The sequence below is a fragment of the Streptomyces sp. NPDC015032 genome, from assembly GCF_043080425.1.
Lineage (GTDB): Bacteria > Actinomycetota > Actinomycetes > Streptomycetales > Streptomycetaceae > Streptomyces.
In genome coordinates this window covers 443,084-459,472 of the sequence record NZ_JBIBVN010000002.1, presented here as the reverse complement: position 1 = coordinate 459,472, position 16,389 = coordinate 443,084, and the positions used below count along the sequence as shown (strand labels likewise).

Genomic DNA, 16,389 nt, shown 5'->3' with positions numbered 1-16,389 from the left:
TTGGTCGGTTCGGGGGGTCCCCCGCCGGGGGGGGGGGGGGCGGTGGGTGGGGGGGCCCCGTGTACCGGCCGGGGGGGGGGGGGGGGCCCCCCCCCCCGGGGCCCCCCCCCCCCCCCTCCTCGTGCGTCGTACGTGCGCTCGGCGGAAGCGTCAGCGCATCTTTCCGCCGCGCGGCATCCGCATGCCCTTGGGCATCGGACCCTTCGGCAGCGGCATGTTGCTCATCAGGTCGCCCATCGCGCGCAGCCGGTCGTTGGCGGCCGTCACCTGCGGGCCGGTCAGGACGCGCGGCAGCTTCAGCATCTTGGTGCGCACCTTCTTGAGCGGCACCTGGCCCTCGTCGTTGCCGACGATGATGTCGTGCACCGGTACGTCGACCAGGATGCGCGCCATCTTCTTCTTCTCGGCCGCGAGCAGCATCTTCACCCGGTTCGGGTTGCCCTCGCCGACCAGCACGATGCCCGCCTTGCCCACGGCACGGTGGACGACGTCCTGGCTGCGGTTCATCGCGACCGCGGGCGTCGTGGTCCAGCCGCGGCCCACTCGGTCCAGCACCGCCGCCGCGGCGCCGGGCTGTCCCTCCATCTGCCCGAATGCCGCGCGTTCGGCACGCCGTCCGAAGAAGATCGCCATCGCGAGGAGGGCCAGCACGAAGCCGAGGATGCCCAGATAGATCGGGTGGTCGATCAGGAAACCGACCGCGAGAAGGACACCGAAGGTGACGATTCCCACACCCGCGACGAAAAGACCGATCTTGGGGTCGGTCCGTCTGGTCATCTTGTAGGTCAGGGCGATCTGCTTGAGCCGCCCCGCGTTCTCGGCGCTGTCCGCGCCTTCAGTTTTTGCCTTCCTCGCCATGCACTGAAGTTTACGTGGCTCAAGAACGGCGGTCGGCCGCGGCCTCCAGTACGTACTCGGCCTCGACCCGGTCCTTGGCCCGGCGCCGGTCCTCCAGGACGGCCGTCCAGGCGTTGCGGCGGGCGGTGCGCTGGCCGCTGCTCAGCAACAGCGACTCGACGGCACGGAGAGCATGGGTGACGGAAGGGATGGCGGTGGCGCGTACCGGCACGGCCTGCATCGTGGAAATCTCCTCGGAGCGGAAGTGCGGACTGAGTGGCGTGGACTCAGCTGCCCGGGCCGGTCTGCCCGGGACTGCGTTGCGCGGAGTGGGCGGCGTGCGCCGGGTGCGAGAAGCGGCGGCGGCAGCGGCCCGGAGAGCCGCTGCGCCGTGAGTACCCAGCGTCATTGCTCGGTGTTACCAGCGCATGACCGGTCGGTCAAACACCAATGAAACCTTGATCCGGGTGGAGCGCACGCCGAAGCGGCCCATACGCGCCCCCGACCTGCGGGGAGCGTAGGGGCCGCGTCGGATCGGCTATTACCGCTCGGTAGCTTCTTGTGCTCGGATTCACACGGCGGGTGTCGCCGCGACGGCACCACGGCGCTCGACCGCCTGCTGGAAAAGACGTCCCGCGCGGTAGGAGGAACGGACCAGCGGCCCGGACATCACGCCGGAGTAGCCGATCTCCTCGGCCTCCTCCTTCAGCTCCACGAACTCCTGCGGCTTCACCCAGCGCTCGATCGGGTGGTGACGCGCGGACGGCCGCAGGTACTGCGTGATCGTGATGAGCTCGCAACCCGCGCTGTGCAGATCCCGGAGCGCCTCGCTGATTTCCTCGCGGGTCTCGCCCATGCCGAGGATCAGGTTGGACTTGGTCACCAGACCGGCCTCGCGGGACCGCGTGATGACTTCCAGGGAACGCTCGTAACGGAAGCCGGGGCGGATCCGCTTGAAGATCCGCGGCACCGTCTCGACGTTGTGCGCCAGCACCTCGGGGCGCGTGGAGAAGACCTCGGCGAGCTGCTCGGGCACCGCGTTGAAGTCGGGGATCAGCAGCTCGACCTTGGTGCGGCCGGCCTCCCGCTCCGCGGTCAGCGCGTGGATCTGGCGCACGGTCTCCGCGTACAGCCAGGCACCGCCGTCCTCCAGGTCGTCGCGTGCGACGCCGGTGATGGTGGCGTAGTTCAGGTCCATCGTGACGACGGACTCGCCGACCCTGCGAGGCTCGTCCCGGTCCAGCGCCTGCGGCTTGCCCGTGTCGATCAGGCAGAAGTCGCAGCGCCGGGTGCACTGGTCGCCGCCGACGAGGAACGTGGCCTCGCGGTCCTCCCAGCACTCGAAGATGTTGGGGCAGCCTGCTTCCTGGCACACCGTGTGCAGGCCCTCGCTCTTCACGAGTTTCTGCAGCTGGTTGTACTCGGGACCCATCTTCGCCCGGGTCTTGATCCACTCGGGCTTGCGCTCGATGGGGGTCTGGCTGTTCCGGACCTCAAGGCGCAGCATCTTGCGCCCGTCGGGTGCGACAGCGGACACTCCGGCACTCCCCTTTGCTTTCACTTGCTTTCACTGCATTGGATTCTTCGGCGAACACCAGGGTACGCCCGTAGTTCAAACGGCTTTACGTGCGGCCAACCTGTGGCCGGCAGGGGCTATTCCCCGCCGGGCATCCGGGCCGTCATGCCGTGGCCGGTGCATCCGCCGGGCGCTCGATGACGCGCGGGGCGAGTGCCGCGTTCTCCAGGATGTCCTTGAGGTGCTTCTCGGCCACCGGGAGCACATCGGCGATGGTGATGTCGCGGCCCAGTTCGTACGCGAGCGATGTGACCCCCGCGTCCCGGATGCCGCACGGCACGATGCGGTCGAACCAGGTGTTGTCCGGGTTCACGTTGAGCGCGAAACCGTGCATGGTCACGCCCTTGGCCACCCGGATGCCGATCGCGGCCAGCTTGCGGTCCTCGCGGCGCTGGCCGGCGTTGGACGGGGCGTACTCGGGGCCGTTCAGCCGGGGGTCGAACTCCTCGTCCTGCAGCCGCGGGTCGAAGTCGAGCGAGAGGCCGCCGGGCGAGGGCCGGTCCTCGACCGGGTCGCCGAGCACCCAGACCCCGCTGCGGCCCTCGACCCGGGAGGTCTCCAGGCCGAATTCGGCGGCGGTACGGATCAGCGCGTCCTCCAGGCGGCGGACGTGCGCGACGACATCCACCGGCCTGGGCAGCTTCTGGATCGGATAGCCGACCAGTTGCCCCGGGCCGTGCCAGGTGATCTTGCCGCCGCGGTCCACGTCGATGACCGGGGTGCCGTCCAGCGGGCGCTCGCTGTCGGTCGTGCGCCGCCCCGCCGTATAGACGGGCGGGTGTTCCAGCAGCAGGCAGGTGTCCGGGACGGCGTCCTCGAATCTGGCCGCGTGCACCTCGCGCTGCTTCTGCCAGGCCTCCTGGTAGTCGACGGCTTCCTCGCCGAATCCCAGCCGGACGAACCGGAGCTCGGTCACGACAGATGCCTCCCTACTCGCGGTGCCGGGGGCCGGGGGTGCCCGGAGCCACGCCACCATGCACTGAATCACGCCCCGGGCCACTGTACGGCCGGCCCCCGGGCGGCGGCCCGGCAGGTTGTTCCCGTCAGCGCCGCCCCCAATCCTCACACGATCGGATGAAAGCGGGGTGAAGGTGGCTGTGGCCACGGCAGAGGCCGCTAAATTCGCGCCGTTCCATTAGGGCTGCCCCCCAAGGCCCCGAAGGTCAGGAGACCGTACAGCTGATGTCGGAACGACCTCCGCAGCGCACCCCCAACCGCCGACTCGCCTCGCTCATCTCCGAGGCCGGATTCTCCAACGCCGGCCTCGCCCGCAGAGTGGATCAACTCGGTCTTGAGCACGGCCTCGATCTGCGGTACGACAAGACGTCCGTGACCCGCTGGTTACGTGGCCAACAGCCGCGCGGGACCACCCCCGCGCTGATCGCCGAGGTCTTCACCCGGCGGCTCGGACGCCGCCTGTCCGCGCAGGATCTGGGCCTCGACGCGTGCGCCCCCGTCTACGCGGGACTGGAGTTCGCGGCCACGCCGGCCGAGGCGGTCGACATCGTCAGCGGGCTGTGGCGGAAGGACTCGGGCAGCCCTGCGGAGCTCCGCAAGATCGCCTTCACCCCGGCCGGGCTCGTCGTCCCCAGCCGGGACTGGCTGATCGGCCGGGCCGACGAGTGGGTGGGACGGGGAACCGAGTCCGCGCCATCGGCGCCGGGCGGGGCCGCCGCGAGCCGCGCGGCCGGCGGCGCCCAGGTGACCGGTGGCGCGCGTGCGGCCGGAGGGTTCGGCAGGCCTGCCGGGGGCGGTGAGGCCGCGGGGGCCCCGGGAGCCTTCGGGGGTACGGGAACGGCGGGGGCCGCCGGGGCCGGTGGTCCGGCGTGGCCCGGCGGGCCCGGCGGGGCGCGGGGGATCGCGTCGCAGGGGTTACCCGGCGCGCAGCGGCGCGGTGGCAGCGGCCACAGCGGTACGGGCGCGGCCGGTGCGGCCGGCCGGAGCGGGGTCCGGGGACCGGTCCCGTCCCGGCCCTCCGGACCGCCCGCACCTTCCGGGACCCCCGCGCCCCCGGCCGCTCCCGCCGCCCTGGCGGCAGGGCTGCCGGCGGCCCCCGGGGTCCCCCGGCAGCGGCAGTCCGACCGGGGCTCCGGCCAGCGGGTCGGCCTGGGAGACGTCGCCGCCCTGCGCTCGGTCGGTGAACTCTTCCGCACCCTCGACAACGCCTACGGCGGCGGCCACGCCCGGCAGGCCCTCGTCCGGTATCTGGAGCACGAGACGGAGCCGATGCTGCGCGGGACGTACGGCGAGGCGACCGGGCGCAGGCTCTTCTCCGCCGCCGCCGATCTGACCCGGCTGGCGGGCTGGACCTCGTACGACATCGCGGCCCACGGGCTCGCCCAGCGGTACTTCGTCCAGGCGCTGCGGCTCGCCCAGGCCGCCGGGGACCGTGCGTACGGCAGCTACGTCCTGATCACCATGAGCCGGCAGGCGGTCTACCTGGGACACGGCAGGGAGGCCGTGCAACTGGCCCGAGTCGCCCAGCAGGGCATCGGTTCGTCGGCGCCGCCCGTCGTCCAGGCCCTGCTGCACGCCGTCGAGGCACGCGGTCACGGGGTGCTCGGCGAGGCCAGGCACTGCACCGCCTCGCTGGCACGGGCGGAACGCGCGCTGGAGATCGCCCGGCACGGGGACGAGGCGCCGCACTGGGCGCGTCACTTCGACGAGGCCCAGCTCGCCGACGAGTTCGGGCACTGTCACCGGGATCTGCAGCAGTACAAGGCCGCGGCGCAGCACGCGGAGCGCTCCCTCCAGCTGCGCGCCCCGGCGTACGCCCGCAGCAGGCTGTTCTGCCGGGTGGTGCTGGCCTGCGCGCGGCTCGGGCTCGGCGAGCTCGACCAGGCGTGCCTGCTCGGTGCCGAGGCGGCGCAGCAGGCGACCGAGATGCGTTCGGTGCGCGCGACGGAGTACGTACAGGACTTCGAGCGCCGCCTGGAGCCGTACCGCGAGGCGGCCGCGGTGCGGGGGTACCGCGAACGGGTCGCCGCGCTGGGGTGAGCCCGCGCCCGCACGCTCCGGGCCCGCCGCCCAGGTGCACGGGCCGCCCTGTCCGTATCGACGGGCGATGTGCGCCCGGCCGTCCGCCGCCCGGGCGCACGGGCTCTACGCCGCTTCGGGCAGTGCCGCCGTCCCGTTCCCGTATCCCGGCCGTACGCCCAGGTCGGTGAGGATCGCCTCGGCCGCGCGGCGGCCCGAGAACAGGGCGCCCTGGACCGTGCTCGTGTCGCGGTGGTCGCCGCACACGTACAGGCCGGCGAGCAGCCGGACGGGGCGGCGCAGATCGTGCGGGGCGGGCATCGCCGGGACCGCCTCGGGATCGTGGTGGGAGGCCAGCAGCTCCCAGTCGTCGGTGGGGGTCCCGTACAGGGCGGCGAGATGGGTGCGGACCGCGCGGTCCAGGCCGGGCGGCGGGGTGCCGAGCACCGTCGAGCTGATCAGGGTCCGGCCGTGCGGGGCGCGCGACGGGTCGACCGCGCTCATCACCGCGGTGTGGGCGACGGGGCCCGAGCGGTCGGCGTCCAGCAACAGCGAGGCGCCGGTCGGCGGGGGAGCGGGGGCGGTGTGGTGAAGGACCGTCACGGGGTGGAAGGACGGGGTGCGCAGGCCGGGCAGCAGTCCGGCGGCGGCGCCCGCGCCGGTCGCCAACAGCAGGGAACGGCAGCCCAGTTCGCCGTGCTCCTTCGTGCGGACCGAGGTGATGTCGGCAGCCGTGACATGCACGCCCGTCCGTACGGTGCCGGGCGGCAGCGCGGCCGCGAGCAGTTCGGGCAGCCTCCCCGAACCGCCCGCGGGCACGCAGATCCTGCCGCGCGCGTAGTCGCGCAGCGCGAGATCGGCGCACCGGCTGGATGTGGTGAGTTCCGGGTCGCTGAGCAGTGCGGTGAGCAGCGGACGCAGGAAGCCGTCGACCGTACGGGAGGGCAGGCCGCGGTGGGACAGGGCGGCGAGCGCGGTCTGTTCGGGCCGGGCCAGGACACGGGCGGCCGGGGTGGCGGCGAGCCGGGCCAGGGCGGCGCCCAGCCGGGCCTGGTCGATCGGCCCGCCCATCGGCGGCCGGAGGGCGCTTGCCAGGGCGCGCGCTGCCTTGAATGCGCCCCGCGCGCCCCGTACATCGCCGGTCCGGTACTGACGGCCCGCGCTGTGGACGAGCACCCCCGGTGCGAAGGTGCACAGGACGAGCCCTTCGAGGGCGGGCATCAGGCGGAGTTCCGGATACGAGGTGCTGAGCAGGGGGCCGGTGCGGTCGAGCAGGAAGCCGTCCGTTTCGGCGGTGGTCATCCGGCCGCCGATCCGGGGGGCGGCCTCCAGGACGCTGACACTCACCCCTGCGCTGGTCAGCAGGTGAGCGGCTGACAGGCCGGCGATCCCGGCCCCGATGATGACGACGTCCGCGTGGTGTGCCGAGCTGAGCACGTGCCCTCCCCGAGTCGGCGCAACTGCTGGGAGGCTCTTGCCCCCGCCTGGCCCCCGGAATGCCCGAGTTCGCAAGGAGGCTAGGAGGGTGCCCGGTGCGGGCGCAGTCGCGCGCACCGGGGGCACCGTTGCACGGGGTCGCACGTCCGTCCGAATCCGCGGCGGACGCGGGGGCCGGGGCCCGGCAGGACGGGCTCCGGCGTCCGCCGGCACGTAGTCCGTGCGCTCAGCGCAGCGCCGCGCGGATGGCCGAGTCGATCCCCGGGAAGGCGAACATGAAGCCCGAGTCCAGCAGCCGGCCCGGCAGCACCCGCTGGCTGCCGAGCACGTCCGCGGCGAAGTCCCCGAGGGCGACCCGCAGGGCCGGTGCCGGCGCGGTGAAGAGCGTGGGGCGGCGCAGCACCCGTCCCATCGCGGCCGTCACCTCGCCATTGGTGACGGGGTCGGGGCCGGTCAGGTTCACCGGACCCGACAGGGCCTCGGTGTCGAGGATGTGGCGCAGGGCCGCGACCTCGTCGTGCAGTGCGATGAAACTCCAGTACTGGCGTCCGTTGCCCAGCCGCCCGCCGAGCCCCGCGCGGAACAGCGGGAAGAGCCGGCCCCAGGCCCCGCCCTCCCGCGCGACCACCAGACCGGTGCGCGCGTGCACCGTCCGTACGCCCGCCTCCTGGGCGGCGGCCGTGGCCGCCTCCCACTCCACGCACACGGACGGCAGGAAGCCCTCGCCGGCCGGGGCGCTCTCGTCGACCGCGCGGTCCCCGGTGTCGCCGTAGTAGCCGATGGCCGATCCGGACAGCAGCACCTTCGGTGGTACGTCCAGCGAGGCGACGGCCTCGGCGATCGCCGTCGTCCCGAGTACCCGGCTGTCCCGGATCTCCCGCTTGTACGCCGGTGTCCAGCGGTGGTCGCCGACGCCGGCCCCGGCGAGATGGACGACGGCATCGCAGCCCACCAGGCCCGCGACATCGACGTACCGGCGCCCGGGGTCCCACTCCACCTCGTCGCCGGCCCGCGCCGGGTGCCGCACCAGGCGTACGACCTCGTGCCCGTCGGCCCGCAGCGAGCGCACCAGCGCCGCGCCGATGAGTCCGGATGCTCCGGTGACAGCGATACGGGTGTGTGACATGGGGCCATCCTGCCGCAGGGGCCCCGGGCGCGCCCCGCCCGCCGTGCCGGACGGCCCCTCGCGCGTCGCGATCCGCTCCGGGCGGCGAAGAAACGGGGCTGACCGGCGAGGGGGAGCCGTGGCACAGTGGCGCGCATGCCCGAGATCCACACCAGTCCGGTCCGCCCCATACGTCCCGCGGTTCTCGCCGACGAAGCCGCTCTCGGTGAACTCGACCGTTCCACCTGGTCGACGCTGCACGCGGTCACACCGAAGCCGCAGCCGCCGTACGCCCCGTTCTTCGACGACCGTCACAAGCCCGAGGACCTCCTCGTGGCCGAGGGGGAGAGGGCGCCCGGAGAGGTGTGCCTCGCCGGGTACCTCAGGCTGGTCCCGCCGACCCCGCTGGCCTGCAACGTCCATGTCCGGCAGATACAGGGCCTCGCCGTGGCCGACTGGGCGCGCGGCCGCGGCGTCGCCAGACACCTGCTGCGGGCCGCGTTCGTGGCCGCGCGGAGCGACGGGGCGAACCGGATGACGCTCCGGGTGCTCGGGCACAACGCACCCGCGCGGGCCCTCTACGAGTCGGAGGGGTTCGTCGTCGAGGGTGTGCTGCCCGGTGAGTTCTTCCTCGGCGGGCGTTACGTCGACGACGTCATGATGGGCCGCTCGCTCGCCCCGTGACCGCCTGGGTCCCGCTCAGAGCCTGTCGGGTGACCTCTGATCGGGCGGCCACGCCCTGGCACGCACGCTTCCCGCGTTGCCGAGATGTCCAAGTAGCTCCTTCCCCAAGCTCTCGGCTTTGTTCGAGCAGGGGAGACCCCATCCAAGGACATCCCGGCGCCTTGGAATCGCACGCACCAGACCGCGCCCGCTACCCGACCGAAGGTCACCCGACAGGCCCTCAGCCCTTGCGACGGCGGGGCGGCGGGGCGGCGGGGGCCCGGGCGGGCTCAGCCGGCCCCGAACCGCTCCCAGAGCGCGGGGTAGCGCGCCGCCAGGACCCCGTCGTCGTCAAGCCGGAAAGGGGTGCCCACCGGCTCCGTGGGCTGGGGCGGCAGGCCGAGGTCCGGGGCGACCACGCCGGTGAGCTGCTCGTACGCCTCGTCGGCGGCGTAGCCGAGATCCTCGGCCTCCCCGTCGGCCTCCGCGTCGAAGTCGTCGAGGAGGTCGGCGAGGCTGTCCGGATCGTGCAGTGCGCCCTCGAAGACCTCCCGGCCCTGCCCGATCAGCCAGCAGCGGAAGAAGTCGAAGGCGTCGTCGCCCGCGCCGTCGAGCAGCACGGCGGCGGCGCCCCACAGCTCCCAGCGGTACGCGCGGTTGTAACGGGCCTCGAAGTGCCTGGCGAAATCCAGCACGGCTTCGGGATCGAGCCGTACCAGCCGTTCGACCAGCAGGTCGGCCTGGTCCTCGGGGTCGCCCTCGGCGGCCTCGCGGGTGCTGTCGACGATCTCCCAGAACTCCGTCTCGTCCATCACGGGTCAAGCATCGGCCCCGGCATCGGGCGACGCACGCGGACGCGGGGAAAAGAAACCCTCAGCGATAGAGGTCGCGCAGACGTTCGGCGGCGGCGGCGAAACGGGCCCGCAGCGCGGCCGGTTCGAGGACTTCCAACTCCGGCCCCAGCATCAGTAGTTGGCCGTACGCGATATCGAGGGACTCGACCGGCAGAGTGACCGTGAGCCGCCCCTGCGTATCGGCCGGTCCCGCCGCTTCCAGCGCGTCGTGGACCGCCGAACGGTCCATCGCGTACGGCAGTCGGCGTACACCCTCCGCCGACACCCGTACCGTCACCTCGGTACGCAGGAGCGAGCGGGCGAACTGCGCGGCCCGCTCGTCCCAGAACCCCGGCAGGTCGAACGCCTCGTCGCGCGCGAACCGCTCGTCCGACACCGCGACGGCCGAGAACCGGTCGATCCGGTACACCCGGAAGTTCTCCGCCACCCGGGCGCAGAGATACCAGACCCCGGCCTTCAGGACGAGCCCGTACGGGGCCAGCTCCCGCTCCACCTCGCCGTCCCGGCCGCTGCGACGGTAGCGGGCGTGGACGATCCGGTCGTCCCAGACCGCCTCCGCGACGGCGGGCAGCAGCTCGGGGGTGACGGGCTCCTGGTACCAGCCGGGAGCGTCCAGGTGGAAGCGCCGGCCGGCACTGGCCGAGGCGTCCCGCAGGGAGGGGAGCAGCGCCGCCGACACCTTGAGCCGGGCCGCGGACGCGGCGTCCTCCAGGCCCATCTCGCGCAGGGCGGACGGCAGTCCGGAGAGGAAGAGCGCCTCGGCCTCGTTGCGGGCGAGCCCGGTGAGGCGCGTGCGATACCCGCCGACCAGCCGGTAGCCCCCGGCCCGGCCCCGGTCCGCGTACACCGGGACACCCGCTTCGGAGAGCGCCTGGGCGTCCCGGGTGACGGTCCGCTCGGACACCCCCAGCTCCTGGGCGAGCTCGGCGGCGGTCATGGCGGGGCGGGACTGCAGGAGCAGCACCATTTTGATGAGACGGGCAGCGCGCATACGGCCATTGTGGCCGCGAGTCACGTGCCGTCCTCCCCCGCGGGGCGGCCCGGAGGATGCCGCGGTCGCCGGGCGGGCCCGGTTCTCGGGTCCGCCCGGCGGATCGGCGGCCGGGCGCACCCGGCCGCCTCCTCACGTCACAGCCCGTACCGCTCCCGGGCGTCCTTGACCGCGGACGAGGTCACCTCGCCGCGGCGGGCCAGCTGGGCCAGGGCCGCGACCGTGATCGACTGGGCGTCGACGCCGAAGTGGCGGCGGGCCGCGTCGCGGGTGTCGGAGAGCCCGAAGCCGTCCGTACCGAGCGAGGACCAGTCCTGCTCCACCCACTGGCTGATCTGGTCCGGGACCTGCCGCATCCAGTCGCTGACCGCGAGGACCGGACCCGGTGCGCCCTCCAGCGCCTGGGTCACGTACGGCACCCGCTGCTCACCGCGGAGCAGCGCCTCGTCGCACTCCAGCGCCTCACGGCGCAGCTCGCCCCACGAGGTGGCGGACCAGACGTCGGCCGTGATGCCCCAGTCCGCGGCCAGCAGCTCCTGCGCCTCCAGGATCCAGTGGATCGCCGTGCCGGAGGCCAGCAGCTGGACGCGCGGGGCGTCCGCCGTCGCGGGCGTGCCCTCCTTGAAACGGTAGAGGCCCTTGACGATGCCCTCCTCGACGCCTTCCGGCATCGCGGGCTGCGGCTTCGGCTCGTTGTAGACCGTCAGGTAGTAGAAGACGTCCTCGGCCTCGGGGCCGTACATCCGGCGCAGACCGTCCTTGACGATCACCGCGATCTCGTACGCGAACGCCGGGTCGTAGTTGAGCGCGGCCGGGTTCGTGGAGGCGAGCAGATGGGAGTGGCCGTCCGCGTGCTGGAGGCCCTCGCCCGTCAGCGTCGTACGGCCCGCCGTGGCGCCGACCACGAAGCCGCGGCCGAGCTGGTCGCCGAGCTGCCAGAACTGGTCGCCCGTACGCTGCCAGCCGAACATCGAGTAGAAGATGTAGAAGGGGATCATCGGCTCGCCGTGCGTCGCGTACGACGTGGACGCGGCGATGAAGTCGGCCAGCGCGCCGGCCTCGGTGATGCCCTCGTTGAGGACCTGGCCGTCCGTGGCTTCCTTGTAGTACATCAGCTGGTCGCGGTCGACCGGGTCGTACGTCTGCCCCAGCGGCGAGTAGATGCCGGCCGACGGGAACAGTGCCTCCATGCCGAAGGTGCGCGCCTCGTCGGGAACGATCGGAACCCAGCGCCTGCCGGTCTCCTTGTCCCGCATCAGGTCCTTGGCCAGGCGCACGAACGCCATCGTGGTGGCCAGCTCCTGCTTGCCGGAGCCCTTCTTCAGCGCGGCGAACGCACGCTCGTCGGGCTCGGGCAGCGCCACCGCGTGGACCCGGCGGGCCGGGGCGGGACCGCCGAGGGCGGCGCGGCGCTCCTGGAGGTAGCGGACCTCGGGGGAGTCGGCGCCCGGGTGGCCGTAGGGCACCAGGCCGTCGTCGAGCTTCGAGTCCGGGATCGGCAGCTCCAGCAGGTCCCGCATGGCGCGGAACTCCTTGCCGGAGAGCTTCTTCATCTGGTGGTTGGCGTTGCGCGACTCGAAGCCGGGACCGAGCGTGTAGCCCTTCACCGTCTGGGCGAGGATCACGGTCGGCGCGCCCTTGTGTTCGAGAGCGGCCTTGTACGCCGCGTACACCTTGCGGGCCTCGTGGCCGCCGCGCGAGGTGTGGAAGCATTCGGCGATCTTCGCGTCGGTGAGCAGCTTCGCCAGCTCGGCGAGCGCGGGCTCGGCGCCGAAGAAGTGCTCGCGGATGTACGCGACGTCGCGGGTGGCGTACGTCTGGAACTGCGCGTCCGGGACCTCCCGGAGCCGGCGGACCAGCGCACCGGTGGTGTCCAGCTGGAACAGCTCGTCCCAGGCGGTGCCCCAGAGCGTCTTGACGACGTTCCAGCCGGCGCCGCGGAACGCACCCTCCAGCTCCTGGACCACGCGGAAGTTGGCGCGGACCGGGCCGTCGAGGCGCTGCAGGTTGCAGTTGATGACGAAGGTCAGGTTGTCGAGCCGCTCACGCGCCGCGAGGGCGAGGGCCGCGGTCGCCTCGGGCTCGTCCATCTCGCCGTCGCCGAGGAAGGCCCAGACGTGCGAGTTCGACGTGTCCTTGATGTTGCGGTTGGTCAGGTAGCGGTTGAAGCGCGCCTGGTAGATCGCCGAGAGCGGGCCGAGACCCATCGACACGGTGGGGAACTCCCACAGCCAGGGCAGCCGCCGCGGGTGCGGGTAGGACGGCAGACCGTCGCCGCCCGCCTCCTGGCGGAAGTTGTCGAGCTGCTGCTCACTGAGCCGCCCGTCGAGGAAGGCGCGGGCGTAGATGCCGGGGGAGGCGTGGCCCTGGATGTAGAGCTGGTCGCCGGAGCCGTCCCCCTCCTTGCCGCGGAAGAAGTGGTTGAAGCCGGTCTCGTACAGCCAGGCCGCCGAGGCGAAGGTGGCGATGTGGCCGCCGACGCCGAGCCGGGAGCCGCGGGTGACCATCGCGGCCGCGTTCCAGCGGTTCCAGGCGGTGATCCGGGACTCCATTTCCAGGTCGCCGTCGAACACGGGCTCGGCGGCGGTCGGGATGGAGTTGACGTAATCGGTCTCCAGCAGCTTGGGCAGCGCGAGACCGGCGCCCTCGGCGTGCTGGAGCGAGCGGCGCATCAGGTACGCGGCGCGGTGCGGGCCCGCGGCCTTGGTGACGGCATCCAGGGAGGCCGCCCATTCGGCGGTCTCCTCGGGGTCACGGTCCGGGAGCTGGTCGAGCTCGCTCGGAAGCTTTCCTACGGGGTCGGTCATGATCGCCGCCTTCCGGAGTGGAGGGGGGTGGAGAAAGGCCCTGGCTGGCAGGACAGGGCGATGGGGCCGGTGGGCCCGCGTAGTGAACTCTAAGGTGCCGATCGATGATCGATCAAAGGATGAATGGCAAAACTTCTCGATATGGAGAAAGTGGCATTCGGTGCCGCGAAACCGGGCACGGAGTGACGGGATTTAGGGTGCAAAAGGGGCGTCCACCTGCACGGACGAGCACCCCCGGAGACAGATGCCCACACCCCTCGGACGCCAGGAACGTACGCTCCGCGGCCGGTGGCGCGTGCCTTCCTCAGAGGTCACCCGACAGGCTCTCAGGCGCGCGGCGCGCAGCCGAGCACATGTGCCTTGACCAGCGCTCCGATGTCCGGGTCCTTCCGCAGGAACGCCTCGATGAGCGCCTCGTGCTCCTCCGCGTACGACTTCTGCACCGTGCCCAGCCACCGGATGGACAGGGCGGTGAACACCTCGATGCCCAGCCCCTCCCAGGTGTGCAGCAGTACGGCGTTCCCGGCGGCCCGCACCATCTCGCGGTGGAACGCGACCGTGTGCCGCACCTGCGCCTCGCCGTCGGCCAGCCGGTCCGCCTCGTAGAGCGCCGCCACGTGCGGCGCGAGGCGCGAGCAGTCCTCGCCGAGCGCCCCGGCCGCCAGTTCCGCGGCGATCTGCTCCAGACCGGCCCGCACCGGATAGCTCTCCTCCAGATCGGCCGCGGTGAGGTTGCGGACCCGTACGCCCTTGTTGGGCGCCGACTCGATCAGCCGCAGCGTCTCCAGCTCCCGCAGCGCCTCGCGCACGGGCGTCTGACTGACCTCCAGCTCGGTGGCGATCCGGCGTTCCACGATGCGTTCGCCCGGCTTCCAGCGCCCGCTGACGATCCCGTCCACGATGTGCTCGCGGATCTGTTCGCGCAGCGAGTGGACGACGGGCGGGGTCATGAGGGGCTCCTTCGGGGCAAACCGGTGCTGTCTGCGCCATCACGGCTGCCGGGGCGACCGGTGGTGTCCAAGGGCTGTCCCGTCATCCCTGACGGGCGCACGACGACAACTGCCTCCCCACGCTCTCGGCTGCGCTGGAGCAGGGGAGGCCCCATTCTCGCCGCGTTGCCGGAACGTCCGAATGCATCCAGTATGCGGACGTCCCTCCGCCTTGCGGTACACCGCGTCCGAGGCCGCGCGCTGACCCACCAGAGATTACGGGACAGCCCTGTCCAAGGGGACAATACGGCGGCGCCCCCGTCCGGAAGGGATCCGGACGGGGGCGCCGCCGGTGAGGCTGGTTACAACCGTGGTGCTCAGAGACCGAGCTCGACCTCGAACTCGCCGGCCTCCAGGATCGCCTTGACCGCGGTCAGGTAGCGGGCGGCGTCCGCGCCGTCCACCAGACGGTGGTCGTAGGAGAGCGAGAGGTACGTCATGTCGCGCACCACGATCGTCTCGCCGAGGTCCGGGTGGTCGATGACCACCGGGCGGCGGACCGTGGCACCGATGCCCAGGATGGCTGCCTGGTTCGGCGGCACGATGACGGTGTCGAACAGCGCACCGCGCGAGCCGGTGTTGCTGATGGTGAAGGTGGCACCGGACATGTCGTCCGGCGTCAGGCCGCCACCGCGGGCCTTGCCGGCCAGCTCGGCGGTCTTCTTCGAGATGCCGGCGATGTTCAGGTCGCCCGCACCCTTGATGACCGGGGTCATCAGACCCTTCTCGGCGTCCACGGCGATGCCGATGTTCTCCGAGTCGAAGTACGTGATGGTGCCCTCGTCCTCGTTGATCCGGGCGTTGATGACCGGGTGGGCCTTCAGCGCCTGGGCCGCCGCCTTCACGAAGAACGGCATCGGGGACAGCTTGACGCCCTCGCGGGCGGCGAACGCGGCCTTCGCCTGGTTGCGCAGCTTCATCAGCTTGGTGATGTCGACCTCGACGACCGAGGTCAGCTGGGCCTGCGAGTGCAGCGCCTTCATCATGTTGTCGCCGATGACCTTGCGCATGCGGGTCATCTTGACCGTCTGACCGCGCAGCGGGGACACCTCCAGCTTCGGCGCCTTCGAGGCCGCAGGGCCGCCGGCAGTCGCAGCGGCGACGGGGGCCGGAGCGGCAGCGGCGGCCTTGGCGGCCTCCGCGGCGGCGACGACGTCCTGCTTGCGGATACGGCCGCCGACGCCGGTGCCCTTGACCGCGCCCAGGTCGACTCCGCTCTCGGAGGCGAGCTTGCGGACGAGCGGCGTGACGTACGCGCCGTCGTCAATGGAGGCCGCGGCCGGGGCGGCCGGGGTGACCGGAGCCGGGGCGGCGACGGGCGCCGGAGCGGCCGGGGCGGGAACGGCGACCGGGGCGGCGGGTGCCACCGGGGCCGGTGCCGGTGCCGGGGCGGCCGGAGCGGCTACGGGTGCCGGGGCGGCCGGGGTGACCGGAGCCGGAGCGGCGGCGGCGGGTGCCGGCGCGGCCGGAGCCGGGGCAGCCGCCGGAGCGGCACCCGGGGCACCGATGACGGCGAGCTTGGCGCCGACCTCGGCGGTCTCGTCCTCGGCGACGACGATCTCCAGCAGCACACCGGAAACCGGGGCCGGGATCTCGGTGTCGACCTTGTCCGTGGAGACCTCCAGGAGGGGCTCGTCCTCCGTGACCTCCTCGCCGACCTCCTTCAGCCAGCGGGTGACGGTGCCCTCGGTGACGCTCTCGCCGAGCGCCGGGAGGGTGACGTCGGTACCGGCGGCGCCACCGGCCGGTGCGGCGGCCGGAGCCTCGGCCACGGGGGCCGGGGCGGCGACCGGTGCGGCGGCCGGGGCCTCGGCGACCGGCGCCGGGGCAGGGGCGGCTGCGGGCTCGGCGGCCGGAGCCGCGGCGGCGACGGGCGCACCCGTGCCGTCGTCGATGACGGCCAGCTCGGCGCCGACCTCGACGGTCTCGTCCTCGGCGACCTTGATGGCGGCGAGGATGCCGGCCGCGGGGGCCGGGATCTCGGTGTCGACCTTGTCGGTCGACACCTCGAGCAGCGGCTCGTCGGCCTCGACGCGCTCGCCCTCGGCCTTTAGCCAGCGGGTGACAGTGCCCTCGGTGACGCTCTCGCCGAGCGCCGGAAGGGTTACGGAAACCGACATGGTTTCAGTTGCTCCTTACGAAAGTGCGGAAGTG

13 protein-coding genes are annotated in these 16,389 nt (G+C 72.6%); 2 read left to right on the top strand and 11 right to left on the bottom strand.

The features are described 5' to 3' along the window. Window positions 1-150: 150 nt before the first annotated feature. From ACF08M_RS04955 to lipB, 4 genes are all read right to left on the bottom strand, one after another. Window positions 151-858 (bottom strand): DUF4191 domain-containing protein, encoded by a 708-nt coding sequence (locus ACF08M_RS04955; protein WP_392183809.1) that lies wholly within the window; start codon window positions 856-858, stop codon window positions 151-153. Window positions 859-877: 19 nt separating this feature from the next. Further along, window positions 878-1,078: a hypothetical protein gene (locus ACF08M_RS04950; protein ID WP_383750415.1), complete on the bottom strand. Its 201-nt coding sequence runs from the start codon at window positions 1,076-1,078 to the stop codon at window positions 878-880. Between the two features lie 330 nt (window positions 1,079-1,408). Continuing rightward, window positions 1,409-2,374 carry a lipoyl synthase gene (lipA, locus tag ACF08M_RS04945; protein WP_392183808.1) on the bottom strand — a complete coding sequence of 322 codons (966 nt, stop codon included), beginning with the start codon at window positions 2,372-2,374 and terminating at the stop codon, window positions 1,409-1,411. Between the two features lie 142 nt (window positions 2,375-2,516). Further along, entirely contained in the window at window positions 2,517-3,329 is an 813-nt protein-coding gene (lipB, locus tag ACF08M_RS04940) for a lipoyl(octanoyl) transferase LipB (RefSeq protein WP_392183807.1), read from the bottom strand. A gap of 266 nt (window positions 3,330-3,595) precedes the next feature. Here lipB and ACF08M_RS04935 point away from each other — a divergent pair, with 266 nt between their 5' ends. Beyond that, a complete protein-coding gene (locus ACF08M_RS04935; protein WP_392183806.1) occupies window positions 3,596-5,410 on the top strand; it encodes a regulator in 1,815 nt (604 codons plus the stop codon). Between the two features lie 105 nt (window positions 5,411-5,515). Here ACF08M_RS04935 and ACF08M_RS04930 read toward each other — a convergent pair whose 3' ends face one another. Together ACF08M_RS04930 and ACF08M_RS04925 are read right to left on the bottom strand one after the other, a co-directional pair. Continuing rightward, window positions 5,516-6,826, bottom strand: coding sequence for an FAD-dependent oxidoreductase (locus ACF08M_RS04930; protein ID WP_392183805.1), 1,311 nt, complete (start codon window positions 6,824-6,826; stop codon window positions 5,516-5,518). A gap of 226 nt (window positions 6,827-7,052) precedes the next feature. Continuing rightward, window positions 7,053-7,952, bottom strand: a complete 900-nt coding sequence (locus tag ACF08M_RS04925; protein WP_392183804.1) for a TIGR01777 family oxidoreductase — start codon at window positions 7,950-7,952, stop codon at window positions 7,053-7,055. A 135-nt stretch (window positions 7,953-8,087) separates the two neighbouring features. Between ACF08M_RS04925 and ACF08M_RS04920 the strand changes: the two genes are divergently transcribed. Then, complete coding sequence (locus ACF08M_RS04920) at window positions 8,088-8,615, top strand: GNAT family N-acetyltransferase (RefSeq protein ID WP_392183803.1); 528 nt, start codon at window positions 8,088-8,090, stop codon at window positions 8,613-8,615. 269 nt (window positions 8,616-8,884) lie between these two features. On the opposite strand, the gene ACF08M_RS04915 is transcribed toward ACF08M_RS04920, so the two are convergent. From ACF08M_RS04915 to sucB, 5 genes are all read right to left on the bottom strand, one after another. Continuing rightward, window positions 8,885-9,406, bottom strand: coding sequence for a DUF4240 domain-containing protein (locus ACF08M_RS04915; protein WP_392183983.1), 522 nt, complete (start codon window positions 9,404-9,406; stop codon window positions 8,885-8,887). Between the two features lie 61 nt (window positions 9,407-9,467). Continuing rightward, window positions 9,468-10,439 (bottom strand): helix-turn-helix transcriptional regulator, encoded by a 972-nt coding sequence (locus ACF08M_RS04910; protein ID WP_392183802.1) that lies wholly within the window; start codon window positions 10,437-10,439, stop codon window positions 9,468-9,470. 137 nt (window positions 10,440-10,576) lie between these two features. Continuing rightward, complete coding sequence (gene aceE / locus ACF08M_RS04905; protein WP_392183801.1) at window positions 10,577-13,246, bottom strand: pyruvate dehydrogenase (acetyl-transferring), homodimeric type; 2,670 nt, start codon at window positions 13,244-13,246, stop codon at window positions 10,577-10,579. Between the two features lie 326 nt (window positions 13,247-13,572). Continuing rightward, the gene (locus tag ACF08M_RS04900) at window positions 13,573-14,196 is read right to left on the bottom strand and encodes a GntR family transcriptional regulator (RefSeq protein ID WP_392183800.1); all 624 of its coding nucleotides are present in this window, start codon (window positions 14,194-14,196) and stop codon (window positions 13,573-13,575) included. 356 nt (window positions 14,197-14,552) lie between these two features. Then, on the bottom strand, window positions 14,553-16,355 hold the full coding sequence (gene sucB / locus ACF08M_RS04895) for a 2-oxoglutarate dehydrogenase, E2 component, dihydrolipoamide succinyltransferase (protein ID WP_392183799.1): 1,803 nt from the start codon (window positions 16,353-16,355) through the stop codon (window positions 14,553-14,555). Window positions 16,356-16,389 lie beyond the last annotated feature (34 nt).

Coding starts and splice junctions, on each gene's coding strand:
- ACF08M_RS04955 (WP_392183809.1), bottom strand. CDS start 858: ATGGCGAGGAAGGCAAAAACTGAAGGCGCGGACAGCGCCGAGAACGCG.
- ACF08M_RS04950 (WP_383750415.1), bottom strand. CDS start 1,078: ATGCAGGCCGTGCCGGTACGCGCCACCGCCATCCCTTCCGTCACCCAT.
- ACF08M_RS04920 (WP_392183803.1), top strand. CDS start 8,088: ATGCCCGAGATCCACACCAGTCCGGTCCGCCCCATACGTCCCGCGGTT.
- ACF08M_RS04935 (WP_392183806.1), top strand. CDS start 3,596: ATGTCGGAACGACCTCCGCAGCGCACCCCCAACCGCCGACTCGCCTCG.
- ACF08M_RS04915 (WP_392183983.1), bottom strand. CDS start 9,406: ATGGACGAGACGGAGTTCTGGGAGATCGTCGACAGCACCCGCGAGGCC.
- ACF08M_RS04925 (WP_392183804.1), bottom strand. CDS start 7,952: ATGTCACACACCCGTATCGCTGTCACCGGAGCATCCGGACTCATCGGC.
- aceE (WP_392183801.1), bottom strand. CDS start 13,246: ATGACCGACCCCGTAGGAAAGCTTCCGAGCGAGCTCGACCAGCTCCCG.
- ACF08M_RS04900 (WP_392183800.1), bottom strand. CDS start 14,196: ATGACCCCGCCCGTCGTCCACTCGCTGCGCGAACAGATCCGCGAGCAC.
- sucB (WP_392183799.1), bottom strand. CDS start 16,355: ATGTCGGTTTCCGTAACCCTTCCGGCGCTCGGCGAGAGCGTCACCGAG.
- ACF08M_RS04910 (WP_392183802.1), bottom strand. CDS start 10,439: ATGCGCGCTGCCCGTCTCATCAAAATGGTGCTGCTCCTGCAGTCCCGC.